Source organism: Roseovarius indicus (assembly GCF_008728195.1).
In the GTDB taxonomy this organism is placed as follows: domain Bacteria; phylum Pseudomonadota; class Alphaproteobacteria; order Rhodobacterales; family Rhodobacteraceae; genus Roseovarius; species Roseovarius indicus.
Genome location: NZ_CP031598.1, coordinates 264692 through 286203, shown reverse-complemented (window position 1 = coordinate 286203; position 21512 = coordinate 264692). Strand labels below are relative to the sequence as shown.

At 65.9% G+C, this 21512-nt stretch carries 23 protein-coding genes; 10 read left to right on the top strand and 13 right to left on the bottom strand.

The window, feature by feature from the left end:
* Positions 1-20: 20 nt before the first annotated feature.
* Positions 21-575, top strand: a complete 555-nt coding sequence (locus RIdsm_RS01400; RefSeq protein WP_057816467.1) for a flavodoxin family protein — start codon at positions 21-23, stop codon at positions 573-575.
* A 103-nt stretch (positions 576-678) separates the two neighbouring features.
* Here RIdsm_RS01400 and RIdsm_RS01395 read toward each other — a convergent pair whose 3' ends face one another.
* Positions 679-2238, bottom strand: a complete 1560-nt coding sequence (locus RIdsm_RS01395; protein WP_057816383.1) for a bifunctional metallophosphatase/5'-nucleotidase — start codon at positions 2236-2238, stop codon at positions 679-681.
* Between the two features lie 105 nt (positions 2239-2343).
* On the opposite strand from RIdsm_RS01395, the gene RIdsm_RS30850 reads away from it, so the two are divergent.
* The 3 genes from RIdsm_RS30850 to arsC are packed head-to-tail and all read left to right on the top strand — an operon-like array spanning position 2344 to position 4498.
* On the top strand, positions 2344-3105 hold the full coding sequence (locus RIdsm_RS30850; protein WP_082647390.1) for a DUF952 domain-containing protein: 762 nt from the start codon (positions 2344-2346) through the stop codon (positions 3103-3105).
* On the top strand, positions 3102-4160 hold the full coding sequence (locus tag RIdsm_RS01385; RefSeq protein WP_057816384.1) for a quinone-dependent dihydroorotate dehydrogenase: 1059 nt from the start codon (positions 3102-3104) through the stop codon (positions 4158-4160). The genes RIdsm_RS30850 and RIdsm_RS01385 overlap by 4 nt, the downstream gene beginning before the upstream one ends.
* Positions 4157-4498 carry an arsenate reductase (glutaredoxin) gene (gene arsC / locus RIdsm_RS01380; protein ID WP_057816385.1) on the top strand — a complete coding sequence of 114 codons (342 nt, stop codon included), beginning with the start codon at positions 4157-4159 and terminating at the stop codon, positions 4496-4498. Before RIdsm_RS01385 ends, arsC begins: the two co-directional genes overlap by 4 nt.
* A 126-nt stretch (positions 4499-4624) precedes the next feature.
* Here the strand turns inward: arsC and RIdsm_RS01375 are convergent, their stop codons facing one another.
* A complete protein-coding gene (locus RIdsm_RS01375) occupies positions 4625-5860 on the bottom strand; it encodes a urate hydroxylase PuuD (RefSeq protein WP_057816386.1) in 1236 nt (411 codons plus the stop codon).
* A 107-nt stretch (positions 5861-5967) separates the two neighbouring features.
* Here RIdsm_RS01375 and RIdsm_RS01370 point away from each other — a divergent pair, with 107 nt between their 5' ends.
* On the top strand, positions 5968-6888 hold the full coding sequence (locus RIdsm_RS01370; RefSeq protein ID WP_057816387.1) for a LysR family transcriptional regulator: 921 nt from the start codon (positions 5968-5970) through the stop codon (positions 6886-6888).
* Here the strand turns inward: RIdsm_RS01370 and RIdsm_RS01365 are convergent.
* Positions 6885-7178: an HNH endonuclease gene (locus RIdsm_RS01365; protein ID WP_057816388.1), complete on the bottom strand. Its 294-nt coding sequence runs from the start codon at positions 7176-7178 to the stop codon at positions 6885-6887. The genes RIdsm_RS01370 and RIdsm_RS01365 overlap by 4 nt on opposite strands.
* Before the next feature lie 81 nt (positions 7179-7259).
* Positions 7260-7847, bottom strand: a complete 588-nt coding sequence (locus tag RIdsm_RS01360) for a glutathione S-transferase family protein (protein ID WP_057816389.1) — start codon at positions 7845-7847, stop codon at positions 7260-7262.
* A gap of 142 nt (positions 7848-7989) precedes the next feature.
* Between RIdsm_RS01360 and RIdsm_RS01355 the strand changes: the two genes are divergently transcribed.
* Positions 7990-8430 carry a GFA family protein gene (locus RIdsm_RS01355; RefSeq protein ID WP_057816390.1) on the top strand — a complete coding sequence of 147 codons (441 nt, stop codon included), beginning with the start codon at positions 7990-7992 and terminating at the stop codon, positions 8428-8430.
* A 16-nt stretch (positions 8431-8446) separates the two neighbouring features.
* A complete protein-coding gene (locus RIdsm_RS01350) occupies positions 8447-9646 on the top strand; it encodes an MFS transporter (RefSeq protein WP_082647391.1) in 1200 nt (399 codons plus the stop codon).
* A gap of 67 nt (positions 9647-9713) precedes the next feature.
* On the opposite strand, the gene RIdsm_RS29980 is transcribed toward RIdsm_RS01350, so the two are convergent.
* From RIdsm_RS29980 to leuS, 4 genes are all read right to left on the bottom strand, one after another.
* Positions 9714-10880 carry a hypothetical protein gene (locus tag RIdsm_RS29980; RefSeq protein ID WP_057816392.1) on the bottom strand — a complete coding sequence of 389 codons (1167 nt, stop codon included), beginning with the start codon at positions 10878-10880 and terminating at the stop codon, positions 9714-9716.
* A gap of 162 nt (positions 10881-11042) precedes the next feature.
* Positions 11043-12068, bottom strand: a complete 1026-nt coding sequence (gene holA / locus RIdsm_RS01340; RefSeq protein WP_057816393.1) for a DNA polymerase III subunit delta — start codon at positions 12066-12068, stop codon at positions 11043-11045.
* Positions 12065-12553: an LPS assembly lipoprotein LptE gene (gene lptE, locus RIdsm_RS01335; RefSeq protein WP_057816394.1), complete on the bottom strand. Its 489-nt coding sequence runs from the start codon at positions 12551-12553 to the stop codon at positions 12065-12067. The genes holA and lptE overlap by 4 nt, the downstream gene beginning before the upstream one ends.
* Entirely contained in the window at positions 12540-15104 is a 2565-nt protein-coding gene (gene leuS / locus RIdsm_RS01330; protein ID WP_057816395.1) for a leucine--tRNA ligase, read from the bottom strand. The genes lptE and leuS overlap by 14 nt, the downstream gene beginning before the upstream one ends.
* Positions 15105-15253: 149 nt before the next feature.
* Between leuS and RIdsm_RS01325 the strand changes: the two genes are divergently transcribed.
* The gene (locus RIdsm_RS01325; RefSeq protein ID WP_057816396.1) at positions 15254-16513 is read left to right on the top strand and encodes a glycosyltransferase; all 1260 of its coding nucleotides are present in this window, start codon (positions 15254-15256) and stop codon (positions 16511-16513) included.
* An 18-nt stretch (positions 16514-16531) separates the two neighbouring features.
* Here the strand turns inward: RIdsm_RS01325 and RIdsm_RS01320 are convergent, their stop codons facing one another.
* Positions 16532-17014, bottom strand: coding sequence for a DUF3576 domain-containing protein (locus RIdsm_RS01320; RefSeq protein ID WP_057816397.1), 483 nt, complete (start codon positions 17012-17014; stop codon positions 16532-16534).
* A 164-nt stretch (positions 17015-17178) separates the two neighbouring features.
* Here RIdsm_RS01320 and RIdsm_RS01315 point away from each other — a divergent pair, with 164 nt between their 5' ends.
* Together RIdsm_RS01315 and RIdsm_RS30320 are read left to right on the top strand one after the other, a co-directional pair.
* A complete protein-coding gene (locus tag RIdsm_RS01315) occupies positions 17179-17829 on the top strand; it encodes a YggS family pyridoxal phosphate-dependent enzyme (RefSeq protein ID WP_057816398.1) in 651 nt (216 codons plus the stop codon).
* 76 nt (positions 17830-17905) lie between these two features.
* A complete protein-coding gene (locus RIdsm_RS30320; RefSeq protein WP_074940355.1) occupies positions 17906-18295 on the top strand; it encodes a hypothetical protein in 390 nt (129 codons plus the stop codon).
* A 6-nt stretch (positions 18296-18301) separates the two neighbouring features.
* Here the strand turns inward: RIdsm_RS30320 and RIdsm_RS01305 are convergent, their stop codons facing one another.
* The 4 genes from RIdsm_RS01305 to RIdsm_RS01290 form a co-directional block, all read right to left on the bottom strand.
* Positions 18302-18811: a L,D-transpeptidase family protein gene (locus RIdsm_RS01305; RefSeq protein WP_057816399.1), complete on the bottom strand. Its 510-nt coding sequence runs from the start codon at positions 18809-18811 to the stop codon at positions 18302-18304.
* Positions 18812-18854: 43 nt separating this feature from the next.
* Positions 18855-20027, bottom strand: a complete 1173-nt coding sequence (locus tag RIdsm_RS01300; RefSeq protein WP_057816400.1) for a benzoate/H(+) symporter BenE family transporter — start codon at positions 20025-20027, stop codon at positions 18855-18857.
* 10 nt (positions 20028-20037) lie between these two features.
* Positions 20038-20637, bottom strand: coding sequence for an MOSC domain-containing protein (locus RIdsm_RS01295; RefSeq protein WP_057816401.1), 600 nt, complete (start codon positions 20635-20637; stop codon positions 20038-20040).
* Between the two features lie 105 nt (positions 20638-20742).
* Entirely contained in the window at positions 20743-21423 is a 681-nt protein-coding gene (locus RIdsm_RS01290; protein ID WP_057816470.1) for a methyltransferase domain-containing protein, read from the bottom strand.
* Positions 21424-21512 lie beyond the last annotated feature (89 nt).

Sequence of the window (21512 nt, the reverse complement as noted above, 5' to 3'; positions counted from 1 at the left end):
TCCGGCGCAGCCTGCCTGACATGACAGACGCACCCCGCATCGCCATCCCGTACTTCACCGGCAACGGCCACACCCGCGTGCTGGCCGAGGCAGTGGCAAAAGGCGCCGGCGGCGCCGCCCTCATCGACGTCGAGAACATCACCGACGAAGACTGGCAAACACTCGACGCCGCCGAAGCCATCCTCTTCGCCACCCCCACCTACATGGGCTCCACCGCCGCCGGCTTCGACCGCTTCCTCGAAGACGCCTCCGACCGCTGGCCCGACCTCCTCTGGCGCGACAAGATCGCCGGCGGCATGACCGTGGCCACCTACCCCTCGGGCGACAAGCTCGCCTCCCTCATCCGCCTCGCGATCTACGCGGCGCAAATGGGCATGATCTGGGTCGGCCAGGCCGAAATCGGCGCCCCCGTCGACCCTTCAAAACCCGGCATCAACGCCGGCGGAAGCTGGCTCGGCCTCACCGCCACCTCCTCCCGCGACAAGACCCAGATGGTCGACGCAGACGACCTGAAAACCGCCCACCACTTCGGCACCCGCATCGCCACCGCCACCCTCCGCTGGCGACAGGGCTGACCCCATCGCAAAAGCGCCCCGCCCCCGCATTTTCTTGGCCCAAATACCCCGGGGGAGGCGTTGAAACCCTGCAGGGTTTCAACGTCGGGGGCAGCGCCCCCTACTACATCCCCACCTTGATCCGCCCGTCGGTATAGGCCGTATACGGCCCGTTCTCGGCCAGGTACTCCGCCGTCACATCCGCGACGTCCGGCCCGAAATCATAGGCGTCCTGCGCATCGACGAACATCGCGTAACCATCCCCGCCATTGCGGATATAGTTGTTCGACGCCACACCATAGAGCTTCTCAGGGTCCAGCGGCTCGCCGCCCACCATCACGTCGGAAATCCGCTCGCCCACCGGCTTCGTCACATCGACGGCAAAGCTCATCCCCGCCACCTGCGGGAAGCGCCCGGCACCCTCCTCGAACTGGCTCACCCCGTTCTCCAGCGCCTCCTTCAGCACGGCACCGGTCACCCTGAAGGTCGACAACGTGTTCTGGAACGGCAGCACCGTCAGCACCTCGCCCATGGTGATCGGCCCGGCATCGATGCTCGCCCGCAGCCCGCCGCCATTGGTGAAGGCCACGTCGATTCCCTGGCCCTTCACCCGGTCCAGCATCGCGTCGGCCACCAGGTTGCCCATCTCGCACTCGCCCGCGCGGCAATTCACCCGGTCGCCGCCAATCGCCGTCTCCGCCTCGGCCACCACCTTGTTGCGGATCTCCTCGAGCGGCTGCGCGGCCTCGGTGATCCGCGCCTTCACGGCCTCGTCCTCGGCCACGCCCGCATCCAGCAGCCGCGGCGCGCCGCTCGCCTCGACAACCTTGCCGTCGTCGTCGAAGGTCACCACCAGCTCGCCCAGGTACTTGCCATAGGCATAGGCCTGCACCACCGCCGTATCGCCGACCATCGTCGGGTAGGGCCCCGCGGCCGAGGCGTCATCGCTCGACAGGAACGTGTTCGAATGCCCGCCGACGATCACGTCTACGCCCGTGGTGGCCTTCGCCACCTCCAGGTCCACCCGATAGCCCGAATGGCTCAGCACGATGATCTTGTTGACCCCCTGCTCCTCCAGCTTGTCGACTTCCGCCTGCACCGCATCCGCCGGCGGGGTGAAGATGATATTCGGCCCCGGGCTCGCCAGCTCGTCCGTATCCTGCGGCGTGAGCCCGATCAGCCCCAGCTTCTCGCCCTCCCGCTCGATCACCGTCGATTTCATCATCACGTCGGCCAGCAGGGGCTCGCCGCTCACATCCGCGTTCGACATCAGCACCGGAAACTCCACCGCGTTCATGAACCCGCGCAGCACCTCCGGCCCGTCGTCGAACTCGTGGTTCCCGACCGTCATCGCGTCATAGCCCAGCCGGTTCATCATCTCGGCCGCCAGCTGCCCCTTGTAATAGGTGTAGAACAGCGTCCCCTGGAACTGGTCGCCCCCGTCGAACAGCACCGGGTTCACCGCCGCCGCCTTCACCTCGGCAATCGCCGTGGCCAGCCGCGCCGAGCCGCCAAAGCAATCGCCCGCCGCGTTGTCCTCTTCAGCGCAGGTCGAGTCGTACTTGCTGATCGGCTCGAACCGGGCGTGGAAATCGTTGGTATGCAGGATGGTTAACGTATAGTCGGCCTGCGCCATCCCGGCGATGGCGGCAAAGAGGCCCGAAAGGGCAAGACGGGTCAGCATGGTCTCAAACTCCTGTTGGTATGAAATCGAGTTTGCCCGCGCTTTCGCGTTCCGTCAAAACCTTCCGGCTTGACCGGCGCATGACGGCGGGGCATCACCGGCCCCATGCTGATCCTCAAGATTTTCCGCGCCGCCGAATGGCAGGCCATGAAGCGCGACGGCAAGACCGCCGGCGCCCCCATCGACCTCTCCGACGGCTACATCCACTTCTCCACGCCACAGCAGGCCGCCGAGACCGCCGCCAAGCACTTCACCGATGCCGATGACCTCGTCCTTGTCTCGGTGCACACCGACGATCTCGGCGAGGATCTCAAATGGGAGCCCTCCCGAGGCGGCGCCCTCTTCCCGCATCTCTACCGAGAGCTGCACCTTGCCGACATTGCCCGCGTCGAGCCCCTGCCGCTCGCCCACGGCACTCACGTCTTCCCCGAAGACCTCGCCGGCCATGTCGATCCGACCCGGCCCCAGTTCCAGCTCTTCAAGGATCTCGACCGCGACCACCCGGTCGAGATGCTGAACCTCGTGGCCCTGCGTTCCGACGCCGCCTACCCCGAGGGCCATGACCTCGCCAACGCAGGCCTCACCGGCGCCGAGGCCTACCGCCGCTACGGCGAGGAAACCGCCCCCATCATCCAACGACTCGGCGCCTCGATCGTCTGGCGGGGCGAGATGCAGGCGATGCTCATCGGCCCCACGTCCGAGCACTGGGATCACGCCTTCATCGCCCGCTACCCCACGGCCCACGCCTTCCTCGAAATGGTCACCGACCCGGCGTACCGCGAGGCCGTGATCCACCGTCAGGCCGCCGTGCGCACCTCCCGCCTCATCCGCTGCAAACCCACCGAGACAGGCGGGGCCTTCGGATGAACCTCTTCGAGCGCGCGGGCCTTTCTTTCCTCCACCGGTTCGACCCCGAAACCGCCCACGGGCTCAGCCTTCAGGCCCTCCGCCTCGGCGCCGTGCCCCTCCCCGGCCTCATCACCAGCCCGCGCCTGCGCACCCAGCTCGCCGGCCTCCACCTCCCCAACCCCATCGGCCTCGCCGCGGGCTACGACAAGAACGCCACCGCCCTCAGCCCCCTCTCCCGTGCCGGGTTCGGCTTCCTCGAGGCCGGCGCCGTCACCCCGCGCCCGCAACCGGGCAACCCCCGCCCCCGCCTCTTCCGCCTCACCGAAGACCGCGCCGTCATCAACCGCTTCGGCTTCAACAACGACGGCATGGAAGCGGTCGGCGCCCGCCTCGCCAACCGCCCCCGCGACGCCGTCATCGGCCTCAACCTCGGCGCCAACAAGGACAGCGCCGACCGCGCCGACGATTTCGCCCGCGTGCTGGCCCATTGCGGCCCGCATCTCGATTTCGCCACCGTCAACGTCTCCAGCCCCAACACCGAGAAGCTGCGCGACCTGCAAGGGGCCGAGGCGCTGGCCTCCCTCCTCTCGGGCGTCATGGCCGCCCGCGATACCCTGCCGACCCCCATACCGATCTTCCTCAAGATCGCCCCCGACCTGACCGATGCCGAGCTTTCCGAAATCGCCGACGTCGCCCGCCAGTCGGGCCTTGCCGCCATCATCGCCACCAACACCACGCTGTCCCGCGAGGGCCTGACAAGCCCCGCAAAAGGCGAGGCCGGCGGCCTCTCCGGCCGCCCCCTCTTCGAAAAATCCACCCGCGTGCTGGCCAAACTCGCCCAGTTGACCAACGGCGACCTCCCCCTCATCGGCGTCGGCGGCATAAGCTCGGCCGAAGACGCCTACGCCAAGATCCGCGCCGGCGCCACCGCCGTGCAACTCTACTCGGCCATGGTCTACGAGGGGCTCTCGCTGGTCGAAACCATCGCCCGCGGCCTCGACCGCCTGCTCGAACAGGATGGCTTCACCAACGTCGCCGACGCCACCGGCACAAAAACGAAGGACTGGCTATGACAACCATCTGGCACAACCCCCGCTGCTCGAAATCCCGCCAGGCCCTCGCCCTGCTGGAAGAGCGCGGCGAAAAGATCACCATCCGCCGCTACCTCGACGAGCCGCCCACTCTGGCCGAACTGCAGGACGCCCAGTCGAAACTCGGCCTGCCCGCCATCCAGATGATCCGCACGGGCGAAGCCGTCTTCAAGGAGATGGGGCTCTCGAAATCCGACCCCGACGAGACCCTGTTAAAGGCCATGGCCGAAGCCCCGAAACTCATCGAACGCCCGGTCATATTCTCCGGCGAGAAAGCCGTCATCGCCCGCCCGCCGGAAAAGGCCCTCGACATCCTCTGAACCCGCCCCGTCGAATTCTTTAAAAGAATTCGACCCGATATCTTTTCAAGATATCGATCCTCACCAAGCACCGACGCAATACCGAAAAAATACCGACGTTATACCGACGTCGGTTTTCAGCCCCAATCACCCCCCGTTCGCCGCCCGGTACCACGCCACGATCACCCGCCGCTCGTCCTCTTCCATCCAGGTCACGTTCCCCGGCGGCATCGCATGGCTCGCCCCGGCCTGCAGGAAAATAGGCGTCGCATGCGCCGCAATCTCCGCCTCCGTCTCCAGCAGCACGTTCTTCGGTGCCCGCCTGACCCCCGTCCAGACAGGCTCCCGCGCATGGCACATCGAACACCGCCCCAGCACGATATCTCGCGCCTCTTCGAACCCCTCGGCCTCTGCATAAACCCTTTCAGACGCTGACAATTCCCTTGCCTCCGCCTCATCCAGATCCCCCTGCCGCAAGGGCGCCGTCGACAGCCACATGACCGCCAGGAACAGCAGCACCGTCACCGCCCATGTCCAGTGCGGGTTCCCCGTCCCCGCATGCCGCGTGTTGAACCAATGCCGGATCGTCACCCCCATCAGGAACACCAGCGCCGCAATGACCCAGTTCCACTCGGTCGCAAAGGCCAGCGGGTAATGATTGCTCAACATCAGGAAAATAACCGGCAAAGTCAGATAGTTGTTATGCGTCGACCGCAGCTTCGCGATCTTCCCGTATTTCGCATCCGGCACCCGGCCCGCCTTCAGGTCCGCCACCACGATCTTCTGGTTCGGAATGATGATGAGAAACACGTTCGCCGTCATGATCGTCGCCGTGAAGGCGCCGAGGTGCAGCATCATCGCGCGCCCCGTGAAGACCTGCGTATACCCCCACCCCATCGCCACCAGCAGCCCGAACAGCAGCACCATCAGCAACGTCGGCCGCTCCCCCAGCGGCGACTTGCACAGCCGGTCATAAACCAGCCAGCCCACCCCCAGCGAGGCCGCCGAAATCGCGATCCCCTGCCAGACGGCCAGATCCACCTTCGTCCGGTCGATCAGGTACAACTCCGCCCCGGCCCAGTAGACCACCATCAGCAAAGCCGCCCCCGACAACCACGTCGAATAGCTCTCCCATTTGAACCACGTCAGGTGCTCCGGCATCCGCTCCGGTGCCACGAGGTACTTGCGGATATGGTAGAACCCGCCCCCATGCACCTGCCACTCCTCGCCATGCGCGCCTTCCGGCAGGTCCGGCGCCTTGCGCAGCCCAAGGTCCAGCGCGATGAAGTAGAACGACGACCCGATCCACGCCATCGCCGTGATGACATGCAGCCAGCGGATGGCAAAGCCGAGCCAGTCCCAGATGATCGCAAGTTCATACATTTGGCGAAAACTCCTTCAGACCGCGCCACCCTAGCGCGCCTGCGCATTCTTCTCTATTGAATGAAAAAACAGATCAGTTTCAAACAGAACCTGAAGATCAGCGCGCCATGGCCTATCTCGACAACATCCGCACCTTCGTTCGTGTCTACGAACTGGGCAACATGTCCGCCGCCGCCCGCGATCAGCGTATCTCGGCGGCCGTCGCCTCGGCCCGCATTTCACAACTGGAAGAACACCTTGGCGTCCGCCTCTTCCAGCGCACCACGCGACAGCTGAACCCCACCGAACAGGGCCGCCTCTTCTACCCCGGCGCCTGCAAGATCCTCGAGGCGGTCGAGGATGCCGAGGCCGAAATCACCTCCGTCACCCGCACGCCCCGCGGCACGCTCTTCATCGCGGCACCCCTCGGAATCGGCCGCCGCCTGATCGCCCCACACGTCCCCGCCTTCAAGCAGGCCTACCCTCTCATCAACATCCGCCTGCGCCTCTCCGACCGCGCGCTCGACCTGCCCGGCGAAGGGCTCGACGTGGCCTTCTTCCTCGGCCTGCCGCGCGACTCCACCCTCAAGATGCGCAAGATCGCCGATTGTCCCCGCGTCCTTTGCGCCGCCCCCGTCTACCTCGAAAACAAAGGGCATCCGAAACGCCCCACCGACCTCACCTCGGGCGCCCATGACTGCCTCAACCTCCGCTACCCCGGCGCGCAGGAATTCCAGTGGCCCTTGGAAACCCCCGACGGGGTCGAACGCTTCTCGGTCAAGGGACCGTTCGAATCCGACGATGGCGACGTGCTGACAAGCTGGGCGCTCGACGGCCACGGCATCATCCTGAAGCCCCGGTTCGAGGTGGCCGACCACCTCGCCACGGGCCGCCTTCTCCCGGTGCTGGAAGACTGCCCGCCCGTCCCGGTGCAACTGGGCTGCCTCTACGCCCACCGCCGCCACCAGGACCCCAAGACGCGCCTGCTGATCGACTTCATGGCCGAGCGCATTTCCGAGGCTTTGGCCGACACGCCCCAGGCCGCCTAGCGCTTGCGCCGCCCGCCCGGCGTTTTCGAATGAAACCCCGGCGGCCGCTTCGCCACCCACCGGATGAACTTCTCCAGCCGCGGATGCGCCTTCAGCGCCTCTATTGTGGAGAATTCCCGCGCCAGCTCCGCCTCGGTCAGCGTGGCATGGATCTCGTTATGACAGATCTGGTGCAACAGCACGACCGGCCCGCCCTTGCCGCCCTTCAGCTTGGGCACAAGGTGATGCAGGCTCTGCTTGGCCTCGGGCGGAATAGGCCGGCCGCATAGCGGACAGATCGGATCGTCCATAGCCCGTTAACCTGTCACGGATAGACAGCACGGCAAGCCGAAGTCAGCGGAAAGAAGCGTGCCGTCGATCTTCACACCCGCTCACGGCAGCTCCAGCACCCGCTGGAACGCATCACGCGCCTCCATCCGCGCCCGCAGATCGGCCAGCTTGGCCGGCGCCTCGGCAAACCCGGCCCGCTCGGCCCAGCCAAGGCAATGGGTCAACAGCATGTCGGGGAGGGTCATCATTTCCCCCGTCAGGAACGGGCCCGTCATCGCCGCTTCCAGCCGGGGAAGCGCCTGTTCGTACTCCCACTTTAACGAATCCTTAATCTCCGGCACCCGCCGCTCTTCCGGCAGCACGAAGGTATGCCGCGCCGCCATCCACAACAGGTTCTCCACCTCGTCCAGAATCATCAGCGTGAACGCATCCTGCCGCGCCCGCTCCAGCGTCCCGGCGCCAAAGGTAAGCGCCTCGTGCCGGTCGGCCAGGTAGGTCATGATCGCCACCGCGTCGGTGATCGTCTCGCCATCCACCTGCAAGGCCGGGATCTTCCCCGACGGGTTCGCCGCCAGCGCTTCGTCACTCCGCGGCTTGGCCGGCACATGCTCGTAAGGCTGCCCCAGTTCTTCCAGCATCCACAGCACCCGAAGGCCCCGCGACGCACGGCTGCCAATGACCTTGTACATGACGCGATCCTCCCTTGTCCTGTCGCCGGGCGCCACACTGCCCCGCCACCGCGCCAATGGCAATCGCCTGTCGCAATTACTGACAAGACCTTTCAGCATCACCGGCTATGCTGAGCCCGTCATCCCAACCGGAGGAACCCCCATGACATGCAGCGCATCCTGCCTTTGCGGCGCCGTGACAATCACCTTCGCCGAGGCGCCGAAAGAAACCGGCGCCTGCCACTGCTCCATGTGCCGCAAATGGACAGGCGGCATCTACCTCGCGATCCCCTGCGCAGCCGGCCAGGCCACCGTCACGGGCGAAGACAATATCGGCACCTACCCCTCCTCCGACTGGGCCGAACGCACCTTCTGCAAGACCTGCGGCTCAAGCCTCTTCTACCGCCTCACCGCTCCCGGTCCCCATCAGGGCGACATGTTCATCGGCATGGGCCTGCTCGACGACCCGAACGGCGTCAAGCTGACCGAGGAGGTCTTCGTCGACGAAAAGCCCGACGGCTATGCTTTCGCAGGCAATACGAAAAAGATGACCGGCGCCGAGGTCTTCGCCCAGTTCGCCCCCGGTGACGCGACCGGAGCCTGACCGCTTGCCCGCATCCATGGCGCGGAACATCCGCCTCTACCGCTGGTTCCGCTTCTTCCAAAGCCTCGTCTTCTGGCAGGCCGTCTGGTTTCTGTACTTCCAAAGCACCCTGTCCCCCGCCGAGGCGGTGCTGCTCTACGCCGTCTACGACGTGGCAACGACCGCCCTCGAAGTGCCCTCGGGCTACATGTCCGACAGGCTCGGCCGCCGCACCACCCTGATCGCCTCGGGCGTCACGGGTGTGGCGGGGGCCGCGCTGCTGGCCAGCGGCGACAGCTTCCTGCTGCTCGCCGCGGCCCAGGTCCTGATCGGCGCGGCCATGGCGTTTTCCTCCGGCACCGACAGCGCGCTCCTCTACGAATCCCTCGCCGCCGCCGACCGCGAGGCCGAGATCGAACAGCAGGAGCTCACCGCCTGGCGCTTCTCCTTCGCGGCGCTCGCCCTCTCCGCCCTCACCGGCGGCCTGCTCTACCGGCTCGACCCCACCGCCCCCTTCTGGGCCGGCACCCTGACGGGGCTCGTGGTGCTGGCCCTCACCCTCGCCTTCCGCGACCCGCCGCAGAAAACCGACGAGGCCCTCGAACCCCTCTCCCAACTCGCCAACCTGCGCGACGCCCTCCGCAACCCCGTGCTCGCCTGGCTCTTCGCCCTCAGCATGGCGATGTACGGCTTCAGCCACCTCCCCTTCGTCTTCGGCCAGCCCTTCATCCTCGACGCCCTCACCAAGGCCGGCCTCGCCGCCGAGGCGCCCGTGGTCAGCGGCGCGGTCTCGGCCACCATGATGGTCATCTCCGTCGCCGCCTCCCTCTTCGCCCCGCGCCTCAGAACCCAGTTCGGGCTTCCCGCCATCCTCCTCCTCGCCTTCGCCCTACAGATCGCCCTCTGCGGCATCCTCGCCCTCAGCGATTCCGTCATCGTCATCGCCTTCCTCTTCCTCCGCATGGTCCCCGACTCCCTCTCCCGCCCCTTCCTCATCGCCCGGGTGCAAACCCTCCTGACAAGCGGCAGCCGCGCCACCTACCTCTCCCTGCAAAGCTTCTGCGGAAGGCTCGTCTTCGCCGCCACGCTCTACCTCGTCTCAACCGCCATGGCCGGGCCCAAGGAGATGGACCACGCGGATATCCAGACGGTCCTGGGCTGGTCGGTTTTGGTGGGGGTGGTGATCTTTGGCGGCTTGGCGCTGGCGGCAAGGCGGGTGCCGGTGGAGCCGGATTAGGGGAGCGACATCAACAGGGGCAATCGGTCAGGTGTATACACCTTACAATCCCAAGACCTGCGCCGGCTCACCCGCCAACGGCGTACTGAAAGAGGTCCTTGGCGAACTGGAACAGTCGGCCATTGTTTGCGACGTGATCCAAGATAGCGGTGCCGACCGCGCCGCCGCCGACCTTGGCAGCCGACATCACGACCGCATCACCCACCTTTGCACAATACCCGGCAACCGCTTTGAGTGCAGCCAGCATTTCCTCGGCGGTGCGTTGCAGCACGTGCTTGTCCGGCACCTCCTGCTCAAGCTCATCCTGCGCCGCGTCCAGCCCGGCCCAGATAACCTCGACCTGCCGCGCCATTTCCGGTTCGGTATCGACCAGTTCCGGCGGCTGATTGTGCGACCGTGCCTCGGCAGATGCCCTGCCCGCCAGCAATTGCTCCTTTTCGGCGCACAAGGCCGCCACCTCTTCGCGTAGCCGGTAAAGATCCCAAATCTCCCGGATCACCGGATTCACCACCTCCGGCCCCGCGTCCCATGTCGCGTCGTCAATCAGGGCAATCTCCTCCAACATCTCCCACGTGCGCGCCGCATCGCCCAGCATGGGGCGACCGTCGAGCAGGGCGTCGTACCACTCTATCCAGAACTGCCAGCCTTCAGCCTCCTCGGAATTGGTCACCTGCCAAACGATCGCCCGCCATTGCTCCTCCAGCGGCCCCTTACTATCCGGCCACAGCGCCAAGGTGTCAGGCACATAGCCCCCCGCCGTCTGTTCTACATCCAGTCTGATGGCAGCCCAGACTAAGTCGCTGTCGGCAGCAGCGTCGGCGGCGGCGGCAGCGGCGTAGGCGGCGGCGTAGGCGGCGCGGTCGGCGTCGGCGGCGGCGTGGGCGGCGGCGCGGGCCGCGCGGGCGGCGGCGTGGGCGGTGGCGTCGGCGGTGACGTCGGCGGCAGCGCGGGCCGCGCGGGCGGCGTAGGCGGCGCGGTCGGCGGCGTGGGCGGTGGCGTTGCTATCTTCGGTTGGTCCAACCGCCGCAACCGAAGATAGCAACAGGCTGCGCAGAACCGGCAGGGCCGTCAAATCACGTTTGTGCGCCCAGTCATCAGTCAGCACCGCATCCCACCACACCGGCAACACCCGCGCCGCCGCCCGCAATGCGATCCAGACAGCCACCTCGCGCGGCTGATCCTTCAGCCACGCCTCCAGGCTCTCCCGATCCTCGATATCTGCAATCTCCACCATCCCCGAGCAGCCTGCCCCGCCGTTCTCGCCAAGTCCAGCGCACGGCGCGTTAACCAAGCCCTCCCACCGAAAAAACACCGACAAAATACCGACGTAATACCGACGCGATACCGATATCGGAAAAACGTGCAATTTCGGGCCATTAACCCTGATTCGCCCGCCTCAGCGCCGCACCATCATCGCCAGCCGGATCAACGTCCGCTCCACCAGCGCCATGTCCGGCGCCGTCTGCCCGGCCGAGCGCAACCGCAGGTCGGTGTCGGTGAGCAGGGTCACCGCCTCTTCCAGCTTCGCCGCCCCCCAGGCCTGGGCCTGCCGCTGCATCCGGTCGCGCCGCGGCCCGAAGACCGGCGGGCGCACCCGCGCGATCCCCTGCGCCGGCCCGCCCGGGTCGGACGCGGCGGCATAGAGCGTGCGGAAATGGCGCGAGGCCGCCATGCAGAGGCCGACCGGCTGCACCCCCTGTGCCCGCAGGCGTTTCATCACCGGCCCGATCTCTCCGGGCCGCGCCTCGGCCACGATATGCAGCACGTCGTCCATCTCGGCTTCGGTCGACGCGGGCGCGCAGGCGGCGACATCTTCGGGGCCGACAGGCTGGTCGTCGCCGAGCTTGTAGAGCGACAGTTTCTCGATCGTCTGGCGGAAATCGCCGGGGTCGAGCTCCCGCGACAGGGCCGTCAGATCGCGCATCGCCTCGTTGCCGACATCGGTCAGACCGGCCTGTTTCAGAACGCCCTCGATCTCGGCCCGCGACGGAGGATCGTCATAGATTGCAACGGCATAGGCGTTCTTGTGGCCCTCGAACAGCTTGCGCAGCTTCGACGTGGCCTTGAGCTGCCCGGCGGTCACCACGACCTGCGCGTCGCCCTCGCGCCAGTCCGTCAGGGCATCGGTCACCGGCCCCGCGACGTTGTCATTGGCGTCTTCCACGAAGGCCACGCGCGGCCCCGGAAAGAACCCCTGCGCCTTCACCGCATCAAGCAGCATCGCCGGGTCCTTGCGCAGCTCGGCCGCGTTCATCCGGGTCAGGCGCATCTCTTCCTCGCCCTGCGGGCCGATCAGCGCCTTGATCACCTCCTGCCGCCGCATGGCCACGCGCATCGCGTCATTGCCATAGATCAGCAGCCCCGCCCGGTTCGTTTCGGGCCGGGCGAAATAGCCGGGCGCGTCGCGCGGGCTCAGTTTCATGCGGGCAGCGTGCCGGCCTCGGCTGTCAGCCGGGTGATGATCATGTCGGTGAGAATGGTCATCAGCCGCGCCTCTGCATCGCGTTTCGCGGCCTGTGTGGCGACGGTGGTGCCGGACGCAGAATAGCTGGTGAAACTGTCGGCCTTGCCGCTGGTCAGAACCTTGTCGGTGTCGATATCGCGCAGCGCGAAGGTCACCTTGCCCAGCATGTTGTAGCGGGTGATGACGTTGTTCGACGAGATCGCGATGGCATTCTCGGTGATGACGATCGAGTAGGACAGCGCATAGCGCCCCGGGTTGGCCCGGCCCAGCCGTTCCTCGAACCGGCGGGTCAGGAGGTAGCCCGGACGGCTGTCGGGCTCGTCCACCAGCACCGCGTTCTGCAACCGGGTCGCCGCCCCGCCAGGGCCATAGGCAGGCGTGAACCCGCAACCGGCCAAAGCGGCGCCCGACAACAGGAAAAGACGGCGGTTAAACGACGACATTCACGATCCGACCGGGGACGACGATAACCTTCTTGGGCTGGGCCCCATCCAGCGACCTGATGACAGCATCGTTCGACAGCGCGGCTTTTTCAACCTCTGCCTTGTCCATGTCCTTGGGAACCTCGATTTCCGCCCGGCGCTTGCCGTTGATCTGGATCGGCATCGTGATGGTATCGTCGACCAGCATCGCCTCCTCGGCCACGGGCCATTTGGCGGTGGTGACAAGCCCTTCCTGCCCCAGCGTTGACCAGAGCTCCTCGGACAAATGTGGCGTCATCGGCGACATCAGTTGCACGAGCGTCACCGCCGCCTCGCGTTTGGCCTCCGCCCCGGCCTGCGAGCGGGCCAGCGTGTTGGTGAAGGCGTAAAGCTTGGCGATGGCGGCGTTGAAGCCGAAGCTTTCGACCCCGCCAGTCACGTCGTGGATGGTCTTGTGCATCTCGCGCCGGAGCGCCTCGTCGGCCTCTGGCGTGGCCGCCTCGGTGCTGACGGCGATCTCGGTGACGATGCGGTGGACGCGGGACAGGTGCTTGAACGCTGCCTCGGCGCCCGCTGCCGTCCATTCGACATCGCGCTCGGGCGGACTGTCGGAGAGAACGAACCAGCGCGCGGTGTCGGCGCCGAACTCCTGAATGATGTTGACCGGGTCGACCACGTTCTTTTTCGATTTCGACATCTTGGCGGAGGGGACGATTTCCACCGCCTCGCCCGTCGCCTTGAGACGCATACCGCCATCACCTTCTTCCACGTCTTCGGGGAAGTGGTAGACCGCACGGCCCTTGTCATCCTTCGTCTGGTAAATGGCGTGCGTCACCATCCCCTGCGTGAAAAGCGCGTCAAACGGCTCGATCGCCTTCTCGGGCAGGTGGCCGCAGATATGCATCGCCCGGGCGAAAAACCGCGAATAGAGCAGGTGCAGGATCGCGTGCTCGATGCCGCCGATATACTGGTCGACATTCATCCAGTACTCGGCCTCGACCATATCGGTCGGCGTCTCGGCGCGGGGCGCGGTGAAGCGAGCGAAGTACCACGAGCTGTCGACGAACGTGTCCATCGTGTCGGTCTCGCGCTTGGCCGGGGCGCCGCATTTCGGGCAGGCACAGTCGCGCCATGTCGGGTGACGGTCGAGCGGGTTGCCGGGGGTGGCGAAGTCGATCGGTTTGCCGTCCTCGTCGTAAGGCAGTTCGACGGGGAGGTTCTCCTTCTTCTCCGGCACCACGCCGCAGGTCTCGCAATGCACCACCGGGATCGGGCAACCCCAGTAGCGCTGGCGGCTGAGCCCCCAGTCGCGCAGGCGGAACTTGGTTACACCTGTGCCCCAGCCGTTCTTTTCGGCATAGTCGATGGTGGCGTCGATCGCCTCCTGACCGGTTGCCACGTCTATGCCGGCGAAATGGTTCACCCATTTCACCTTGTCGGTCTTGGGCGGCACGAAAGCTTCAGTCGCGACCGGCGTTTGGTCATCCATCGCGAAGAAGGTGTCGATCACCGGCAAGTCGTACTTGCGGCAGAAATCGAGGTCGCGCTGGTCATGGGCCGGGCAGCCGAAGATCGCGCCGGTGCCATAATCCATCAGGATGAAATTGGCGATCCAGACCGGCAGCTCCCAATTCGGGTCGAGCGGGTGCTTGACGGTCAGCCCGGTATCGAAGCCCAGCTTCTCGGCCTTCTCCAGCGCCTCTTCCGTGGTGCCGCCCTTGGAACACTCGGCGCGGAACGCGGCCACCTCGGGGTTGCTCTCCGCCAGTTCCTTGGCCAGCGGGTGATCGGGCGAAATGCCGATGAAGGAGGCGCCCAGAAGCGTGTCAGGCCGGGTGGTGTAGACCTCGATCTCGCCGCCATCGGTGCGCTCGAAACTGAACTGAAGCCCGCGCGACTTGCCGATCCAGTTCTCCTGCATGAGCCGCACCTTGGCAGGCCAGTTGTCGAGCCCGTCGAGCGCCTCCAGAAGCTCTTCCGAGAAGTCGGAAATCTTGAAGAACCACTGGGTGAGCTCACGCCGCTCGACATCGGCACCCGAGCGCCAGCCCTTGCCGTCGATCACCTGTTCGTTGGCGAGCACGGTCATATCGACCGGGTCCCAGTTGACCACGGCGTTCTTGCGGTAGACGAGGCCCTTCTCGAGGAAATCGAGGAACAGCGCCTGTTGCTGGCCGTAATATTCCGGGTCGCAGGTGGCGAATTCGCGGGTCCAGTCGATCGACAGGCCCAGCGGTTTCATCTGGCCGCGCATGTCGGCGATGTTGCCATAGGTCCAGTCTTTCGGGTGGCCACCCGAGGCCATCGCCGCGTTCTCGGCCGGCATACCGAACGCGTCCCACCCCATCGGGTGCAGCACGTTGTGCCCGGTCGCCAGCCTGTGCCGGGCGATCACGTCGCCCATCGTGTAGTTGCGCACGTGGCCCATGTGGATGCGGCCCGAGGGATACGGGAACATCTCGAGCACGTAGTACTTGGGTTTATCCTGTGTCCGCTCGGCGCGGAACACCTCGGCCTTGTCCCAGGCCTGTTGCCACTTGGCTTCGATTTCGGCGGCGGAGTAGCGCGACATGGCCTGCCCGTCCTTACATCTGTCTGATCCTCTGGGGTGATAGGCGCAGAGCGCGCGAGGGTCCAGTGTGGATGGCTGAAAAATGCGTGTCTTTGCAGCCGGAATGTGCGGGCCTATAAGGGGAAAAAGACGAGCGGGCAGCCATTACGATGAATATCCTTTTCATTCACCAGAATTTTCCGGGCCAGTACAAGCACCTGGCTCCGCTCCTGGCATCGAAGGGGCACCAGTGCGTGTCGCTCACCCTGCGCGTCAAGGAACCGACCACGTGGAAGGGTGTGAAGGTGCTGCCCTATGCCCTGCCCGACCGTGGCGTGCAGAACGTGCATCCGTGGCTGCTTGATCTCGACAGCAAGGTCACGCGTGGGCAGGCGTGTTTCCTTGCGGCGCGCAAGCTGCGGGACAACGGCTTTGTGCCCGACCTGATCCTTGCGCATCCGGGCTGGGGCGAGGCGATGTTCCTGCATGACGTCTGGCCCGACGCCCGTATCGGGCTTTACTGCGAGCTATATCACCGGTCGGGTCATCCGCATTTGAACTTCGATCCGGAGTTCGAGCAATCGGACACGGAGTTGCAGCCGCTGCGCATCCGGATGAAAAACATCAACAATCATCTGCATTTCCCAACGGCGACGGCCGGTATCAGCCCGACGAGCTTCCAGGCCGACACCTTCCCGCCCGAGTTTCGCGACAAGATCACCGTTTGCCATGACGGCATCGATACTAAGACCGCCAGCGCGAACCCCGCTGTGCGGCTGGAGATCGGCGATCTCGACGTCACGCGCGACGACGAGGTCATCACTTTCGTGAACCGCAACCTCGAGCCCTATCGCGGCTATCACGTCTTCATGCGCGCCCTGCCCCGGCTGCTGAAGGAACGGCCGAACGCCAAGGTTCTGATCGTCGGTGGCGACGAGGTGAGCTATGGCGCCCAGCCACCCAAGGGGCAGACATGGAAACAGATCTTCATCGACGAGGTGCGCGGGCGCATCGCCACGAAAGACTGGGACCGCGTGCATTTCCTTGGCCGCATCCCCTACAGCAAATTCGTGCAACTGCTGCAGGTCAGCCGGGTGCATGTTTACCTGACCTACCCGTTCGTCCTGAGCTGGAGCCTGATGGAGGCGATGAGTTGCGAGGCGGCCATCGTGGCCAGCGGCACCGCCCCGGTGCGCGAGGTGATTCGCGATGGCGAGACCGGACGGCTGGTGGATTTCTTCGATCAGGAGGCGCTGGTTGACCGGGTCTGCGAACTGCTTGATGACGAAGAGCAGCGCCGCGCCTTGGGCCGGGCGGCCCGCCGGCTGATGATCGACGACTACGATTTGCAGAAGACCTGCCTGCCGCGGCAGCTTTCCTGGGTCGATTCAGTCATGCGAAGCGAGCCCCCGGGCCCGCCCCGCGACTGAACTTTCAACGCCCGGCGATCAGAATTTCTTGGCCTGGACCCGAAGCTGACGGGCCCGGGCGAGAATCGCATCCTCCACCGCGCGCTGGGTTCCGGCGCTGACTGGGCCGCTTTGCGTCTGCAGGGCGACATTCAGCGAGCGGGCATCGAGCGCCGGGTCGCTGATCAGGATGGTCGCGCGATAGGCACGCCCGCCGCCCGGCGGCCGGCCATAGCCGGTCGTGATGATGCCGGTGAAGGGATCGGCGCTTTGAACCGGAAGGAAATCAAGCGTTTGCAGGGCGGCCGTCCACAAATAGCGGTTCACCTTTACCTGCGCACCGCCACCGCGGAAGATGTCCAGAAGGCTTGAGCCGTCGTCGACCGCGCTGCCGGCCTCGGGGCCCGTCTCGACTTCGAACGCGCTCTCCCGCACCTTGGTGTCGCGGAACGAACTGCACGAGGCGGTCAGCCCGACACACAGAAGCACAAGCAGCGCTGTTTTCAAACGGAGGTGGATCATCTTAATCGCCCGTCACTGTTTCCCCCCTCTACTATCCAACGACAGGGACCGGGGCAAGGAGTTTACCCCAATGTCGCCAAACCCTTGCGCTTGTGCGGCAGAGATTGTGCAGCGCGGCGCCCTGTGGCAGACCTTTGGCTGACAATACAGGGGAAGGAAAGCCCGTGAGCCTGGATACCATACGAGCCCGGATTGCCGAGGCGGAACGCGATGCCGGACGGCCCGAGGGAAGCGTGCGCCTGGTGGCGGTTTCAAAGAAACAGCCGAACGAACGGGTCGCGGTCGTGCTTGAGGAGGGCCACCGCTGTTTCGGCGAGAATCGCGTTCAGGAAGCCGCGGGCAAGTGGCCCGAGTTCCGTGAACGGTTCGACGGGATCGACCTGCACCTGGTGGGGCCCTTGCAGACAAACAAGGCGCGGCAGGTGTTCGGCCTGTTCCAGGCTATCCATTCCGTCGATCGCCCGAAGCTTGCCAAGACGCTGGCGCGGCTAGCCCAGGAGGAGGGGCACTGCCCCGAGCTGTTCATCCAGGTGAACACCGGAGAGGAGGAACAGAAGGCCGGCATCCTGCCCGGTGACGCCGACGCCTTCATCGAGGAGTGCAGAGCGCTCGACCTGCCGGTGCAGGGCCTGATGTGCATCCCGCCGGTCGAGGAGGAGGCCAGCCTGCATTTCGCGCTGCTCGCCAAGATCGCAGAGCGCAACGGGCTGAGCGGATTGTCGATGGGGATGAGCGGCGATTTCGAAAAGGCAATTTCCTTCGGCGCCACCCATGTGCGGGTGGGCAGCGCGATCTTCGGAGAGCGGACCGGCTGATTAACACTCGGCAATGCGAAATTCCGGGGATTCGGCGTATACTACGGTCACCGATCCATTTTCAGGAGTGACCTTGATGCGTGCATTGCTGCTATCGCTCGCGGTTCTGGGGCTTTCAGCCACCACCGCCGCCGCGGAATTTACCATCAGTTTCCAATGGGGCAACACGCCGGCCTGCAACAACGGCCGGGCGAAGACGACCGGCAACCCGGCCTTCGTCGTGCGCGGCCTGCCGGCCGGGACCGAAACGGTCGAATTCCGGATGAAGGACCAGAACGTACCGCAATACAATCACGGCGGTGGCAAGGTTCGGATGTCGGGGAACGGCACGGTTCCCGCCGGGATCTTCAAGTACAAGGGCCCTTGCCCTCCGGGTCAGGTGCATACCTATCAATGGACGGCCACCGCGCGAAAGGGCAGCACCGTTCTGGGCAAGGCCACCGCGGCGCGGAAGTTCCCGGAATAGCGTGCCTTAGCGGTACGATCCGGGGCGAATGATCAGCCGCGCGCCCGGGGTTATGGCGGCTGCGATCCGGCGGAGGTGATCGGGGCGGAACGCCACGCAGCCGGCCGTTGGGTATCCCGGCCGGCGCCAGCGGTGCAGGAAGATGCAGGACCCCTGGCCCGGCTGTGCGTCGGGCCAGTTCCAGTCGGTCACGAGCACGAGGTCGTAAAGCGGATCGCCCCGCCGCATCACCTCGTGCGAGCCGGCATAGGGCCGTTTCACGAGCTGGTTGTAGTCGGGGTCGTCCGACTCGTCCGACCAGAGGTCACCGGGCCGGATGGGTTTTGCCCATGCCACGGGCCGGGCCATGCGGTCGGGACGGTAGAGCATGCCGACGATTCTGTGCTGACCGATGGGCGTCGCCCCGTCGCCTTCGCGCTTCTCGAGGCTCAGCCCGCCCCGCCCGATGGTACAGGGGTAGCGGCGCCCGCGGAAGCGCAGGCCGAGCGGGGTGAGAATGAGGTCATCGGGTGTCATGTGCCCTTGATGCCGCAAGAGCAGCCTCTGGAAAAGCCCCGGCTCATCCCCTGCCCCAACCTGCCTCGCGCAGGATCTGCACGATGCCACCGGCCAACAGCCCCCAGACCGCGCCGCCGAGGCCGAAGACGGTGACACCGGAAGCCGTGACGACAAAGGTGAGCGCGGCCGCTTCCCGGGTGCGCACCGGCTCCAGCGCGGCGGCGGCGGAGCTTGCGAAGACGCTCAACAGGGCAACCCCCGCGACGGCGGCCATCAACATCGGCGGTGCAAGGCTGGCGAAGCTGGTGATCACACCGGCAAACAGGCCAAGCACGCAGTAGAACCCGCCAGCGAACACCGCCGACCAGTAGCGCTTGTCGGGGTCGGGGTGCGAGTCCTCGTTCGAGCACATGGCGGCGGTGATCGCGGCGAGGCAGGTCGCCGGCGCGCCGAAGGGGGCCGACAGGATGGAGAACCCGCCAACAGAGGCGAAAAGCGGCCCGGGCGGGGGCGCGAAGCCGAAACTGCGCATCACGGCGATGCCGGGAATGTTCTGGGTGGCCATGGTGACAATGAAGAGCGGCAGGCCGATGCCGATCACGGCGGCCAGCGAAAACTCTGGCATGATGAATTCCGGCGACCGCAACAGGGCCCCGGGCGCCCATGCCGACAGATCGGCGGTGAGGGCGATGGTCACGGCGGCCACCACGACCGCGCCGGGCACTGCCAGCAATCGGCTGATGCGGCCCAGCAGGAACCAGGCCAGAAGGGTGGGCGCAATGATCTTCGGTGTTTCGGCCACGGCGGTGACGGGCGCAAGACAGATCGGCAGCAGGACGCCCGCGAGCATTGCCTGGGCCAGCGAGGTCGGTATCGCGGCCGCCAGCCGCCCGAGTGGTTTCCAGAGCCCTGCCAGTACGGTCAGCGCGCCGGCAGTCAGAAAGCCGGCGATGGCGCCGGCGAACCCGGCCTCGACCGGGGCCGTGACCGCCAGCAGGGCCGCGCCGGGGGTGGACCACGCGACGGAGGCGGGCGTCTTTGTCCACAGACTGAGCACAATGCCCGCCAGCCCCATCGAGATGGCCGCCGCCATCAGGCCGGACGCCGCCTGTGACGTGTCGGCACCGACGCCGTGCATCCCCTGCAACAGGATCGGGAAGGAGCTGAAGAACCCGACCATAGCCACGACCAAGCCGGTCGAGACCGTCTGGAAAGGCGGCAAATCCCTGGTCATGTCGCCGGTCTCAGCCTTGCCGCGCTTCGTCCAGTAGCGACCACGTGCGCTGGTCGGGCACGTGCAGGCGCATCACGTCGCCCACGGCAAGCGGCCCCTCCCGCTCGACCCAGGCGGTGACGCCGCGCCGGCCCTCCGCGGCTGGCTTGAACCGCTTGCCGAAGCCCGGGTGATCCTTCTCGATCTCCTTGGCGGGGAAGATGCAGGGCCGGTTGTGCATGTCGATGACAAGGCAGGTGCCTGCCTCGTTCTGCAGCCGGGCCGAGGGCGGGACATGGGTGAAGTCGGGGATTCCCTCGATCACGATCGAGGCTCCCAGCCATTCCGGCTTCACTTCGTCGATCTCCATCTTTTCGGCAATAGCGGCCAGTTCCTCGGCCGAGACGATGGTGAACTGCCGGACATTGGCAATCTCGGTGCCCTCGGGGTACTGGGTCGTGACCCGCACGCAGGAGGGCCGGGTGAGGCCGGAGTGGATCTCGCCTTCCGCCCCGGCGAAGCTTGCGAACATCTCCGGCTTTGCCGCGGAGCGGACGCCCTCGCGCTCTTCCCCCACGAGGCCGAGCCAGGTGACCGTGCCTTTGAAATCGGTTGGTATGAGGGCGGGCATGGGGTGTCCTTTTCGAAGCGGCTTATCGCGCGCAGCTTCGGCAAAGCGGCACCGGGGGTCAATCCGTAACTTGTGACGGGAACAATCGCGCCCGGCGACGGCGGCCTAGACAGTAAGCGTGAAGAACAGCCGGCGGAACGGGAACAACACGGAGCCGTCGCGTCGCACCGGGTAGGCGGCGTGCATGACTTCCTCGTAGCGGCGGATCAGCTCGGCCTTTTCGTCTTCCTCGAGCGCCTGCAACACGGGGCGGGCATAAGTGCTTTCGGTGAAGCGGCGCACCGGGTGGCTGCCGCCCTCGGCCATCAGTCGCTGGTAGTACTCGGTTTCCCACATGCGGAACTGACCCTTCGACGAAAGCAGCTCCTCGTATTTCACCGGGGCCATCACGCCCGGCGTGCCCATCTTCTCGACCCGGCCGGGGAACATTTCCTCGACAAGGCTCAGCCAGACACGGTGCGAGGGCGCCTTGTTCTGATGCGGCATCTGAACGGCCAGAGTGCCGCCCTTGCCCAACATCGAGACGAGCCGCGGCATGAGCTTTTCGTGCCCGCCCACCCAGTGCAACGCGGCGTTGGACAGGATCAGCCCGGGCGGGCGCGTCGGGTGCCAGTCGCGGATATCGGCTTGTTGAAGCTTGGAATAAGCCTGCAAGGCGCGCGCCTTTTCCAGCATGGCGGGCGAGGCATCGACGCCGATGACGTCGCGCCCGCCGGCGCGAGCCTTGAGCGCCTCGCCCATGGCCCCGTTGCCGCAGCCAAGATCGACGATATCGCCAGCGCCCATCCGGCTGACCGCGTTCAACAGGTCGAGCCCAGGGCGCAGGCGCAAATCGTGGAACCGGGCATAGGCGCCCGGATTCCAGTCAGAGCTTC

Bases quoted from the DNA above. Each gene is read 5' to 3' on its own strand.
- RIdsm_RS01365 (WP_057816388.1), bottom strand. From the start codon at position 7,178: ATGGACGATCCGATCTGTCCGCTATGCGGCCGGCCTATTCCGCCCGAG.
- RIdsm_RS30850 (WP_082647390.1), top strand. From the start codon at position 2,344: ATGCTGATCCTCAAGATTTTCCGCGCCGCCGAATGGCAGGCCATGAAG.
- RIdsm_RS29980 (WP_057816392.1), bottom strand. From the start codon at position 10,880: ATGGTGGAGATTGCAGATATCGAGGATCGGGAGAGCCTGGAGGCGTGG.
- arsC (WP_057816385.1), top strand. From the start codon at position 4,157: ATGACAACCATCTGGCACAACCCCCGCTGCTCGAAATCCCGCCAGGCC.
- RIdsm_RS01320 (WP_057816397.1), bottom strand. From the start codon at position 17,014: ATGATCCACCTCCGTTTGAAAACAGCGCTGCTTGTGCTTCTGTGTGTC.
- RIdsm_RS01385 (WP_057816384.1), top strand. From the start codon at position 3,102: ATGAACCTCTTCGAGCGCGCGGGCCTTTCTTTCCTCCACCGGTTCGAC.
- leuS (WP_057816395.1), bottom strand. From the start codon at position 15,104: ATGTCGCGCTACTCCGCCGCCGAAATCGAAGCCAAGTGGCAACAGGCC.
- RIdsm_RS01395 (WP_057816383.1), bottom strand. From the start codon at position 2,238: ATGCTGACCCGTCTTGCCCTTTCGGGCCTCTTTGCCGCCATCGCCGGG.
- RIdsm_RS01305 (WP_057816399.1), bottom strand. From the start codon at position 18,811: ATGACACCCGATGACCTCATTCTCACCCCGCTCGGCCTGCGCTTCCGC.
- RIdsm_RS01360 (WP_057816389.1), bottom strand. From the start codon at position 7,847: ATGTACAAGGTCATTGGCAGCCGTGCGTCGCGGGGCCTTCGGGTGCTG.
- holA (WP_057816393.1), bottom strand. From the start codon at position 12,068: ATGAAACTGAGCCCGCGCGACGCGCCCGGCTATTTCGCCCGGCCCGAA.
- RIdsm_RS01400 (WP_057816467.1), top strand. From the start codon at position 21: ATGACAGACGCACCCCGCATCGCCATCCCGTACTTCACCGGCAACGGC.
- RIdsm_RS01355 (WP_057816390.1), top strand. From the start codon at position 7,990: ATGACATGCAGCGCATCCTGCCTTTGCGGCGCCGTGACAATCACCTTC.
- RIdsm_RS01370 (WP_057816387.1), top strand. From the start codon at position 5,968: ATGGCCTATCTCGACAACATCCGCACCTTCGTTCGTGTCTACGAACTG.
- RIdsm_RS01375 (WP_057816386.1), bottom strand. From the start codon at position 5,860: ATGTATGAACTTGCGATCATCTGGGACTGGCTCGGCTTTGCCATCCGC.
- RIdsm_RS01325 (WP_057816396.1), top strand. From the start codon at position 15,254: ATGAATATCCTTTTCATTCACCAGAATTTTCCGGGCCAGTACAAGCAC.
- RIdsm_RS01350 (WP_082647391.1), top strand. From the start codon at position 8,447: ATGGCGCGGAACATCCGCCTCTACCGCTGGTTCCGCTTCTTCCAAAGC.
- RIdsm_RS01295 (WP_057816401.1), bottom strand. From the start codon at position 20,637: ATGCCCGCCCTCATACCAACCGATTTCAAAGGCACGGTCACCTGGCTC.
- lptE (WP_057816394.1), bottom strand. From the start codon at position 12,553: ATGTCGTCGTTTAACCGCCGTCTTTTCCTGTTGTCGGGCGCCGCTTTG.
- RIdsm_RS01290 (WP_057816470.1), bottom strand. From the start codon at position 21,423: ATGGGCGCTGGCGATATCGTCGATCTTGGCTGCGGCAACGGGGCCATG.
- RIdsm_RS01300 (WP_057816400.1), bottom strand. From the start codon at position 20,027: ATGACCAGGGATTTGCCGCCTTTCCAGACGGTCTCGACCGGCTTGGTC.
- RIdsm_RS30320 (WP_074940355.1), top strand. From the start codon at position 17,906: ATGCGTGCATTGCTGCTATCGCTCGCGGTTCTGGGGCTTTCAGCCACC.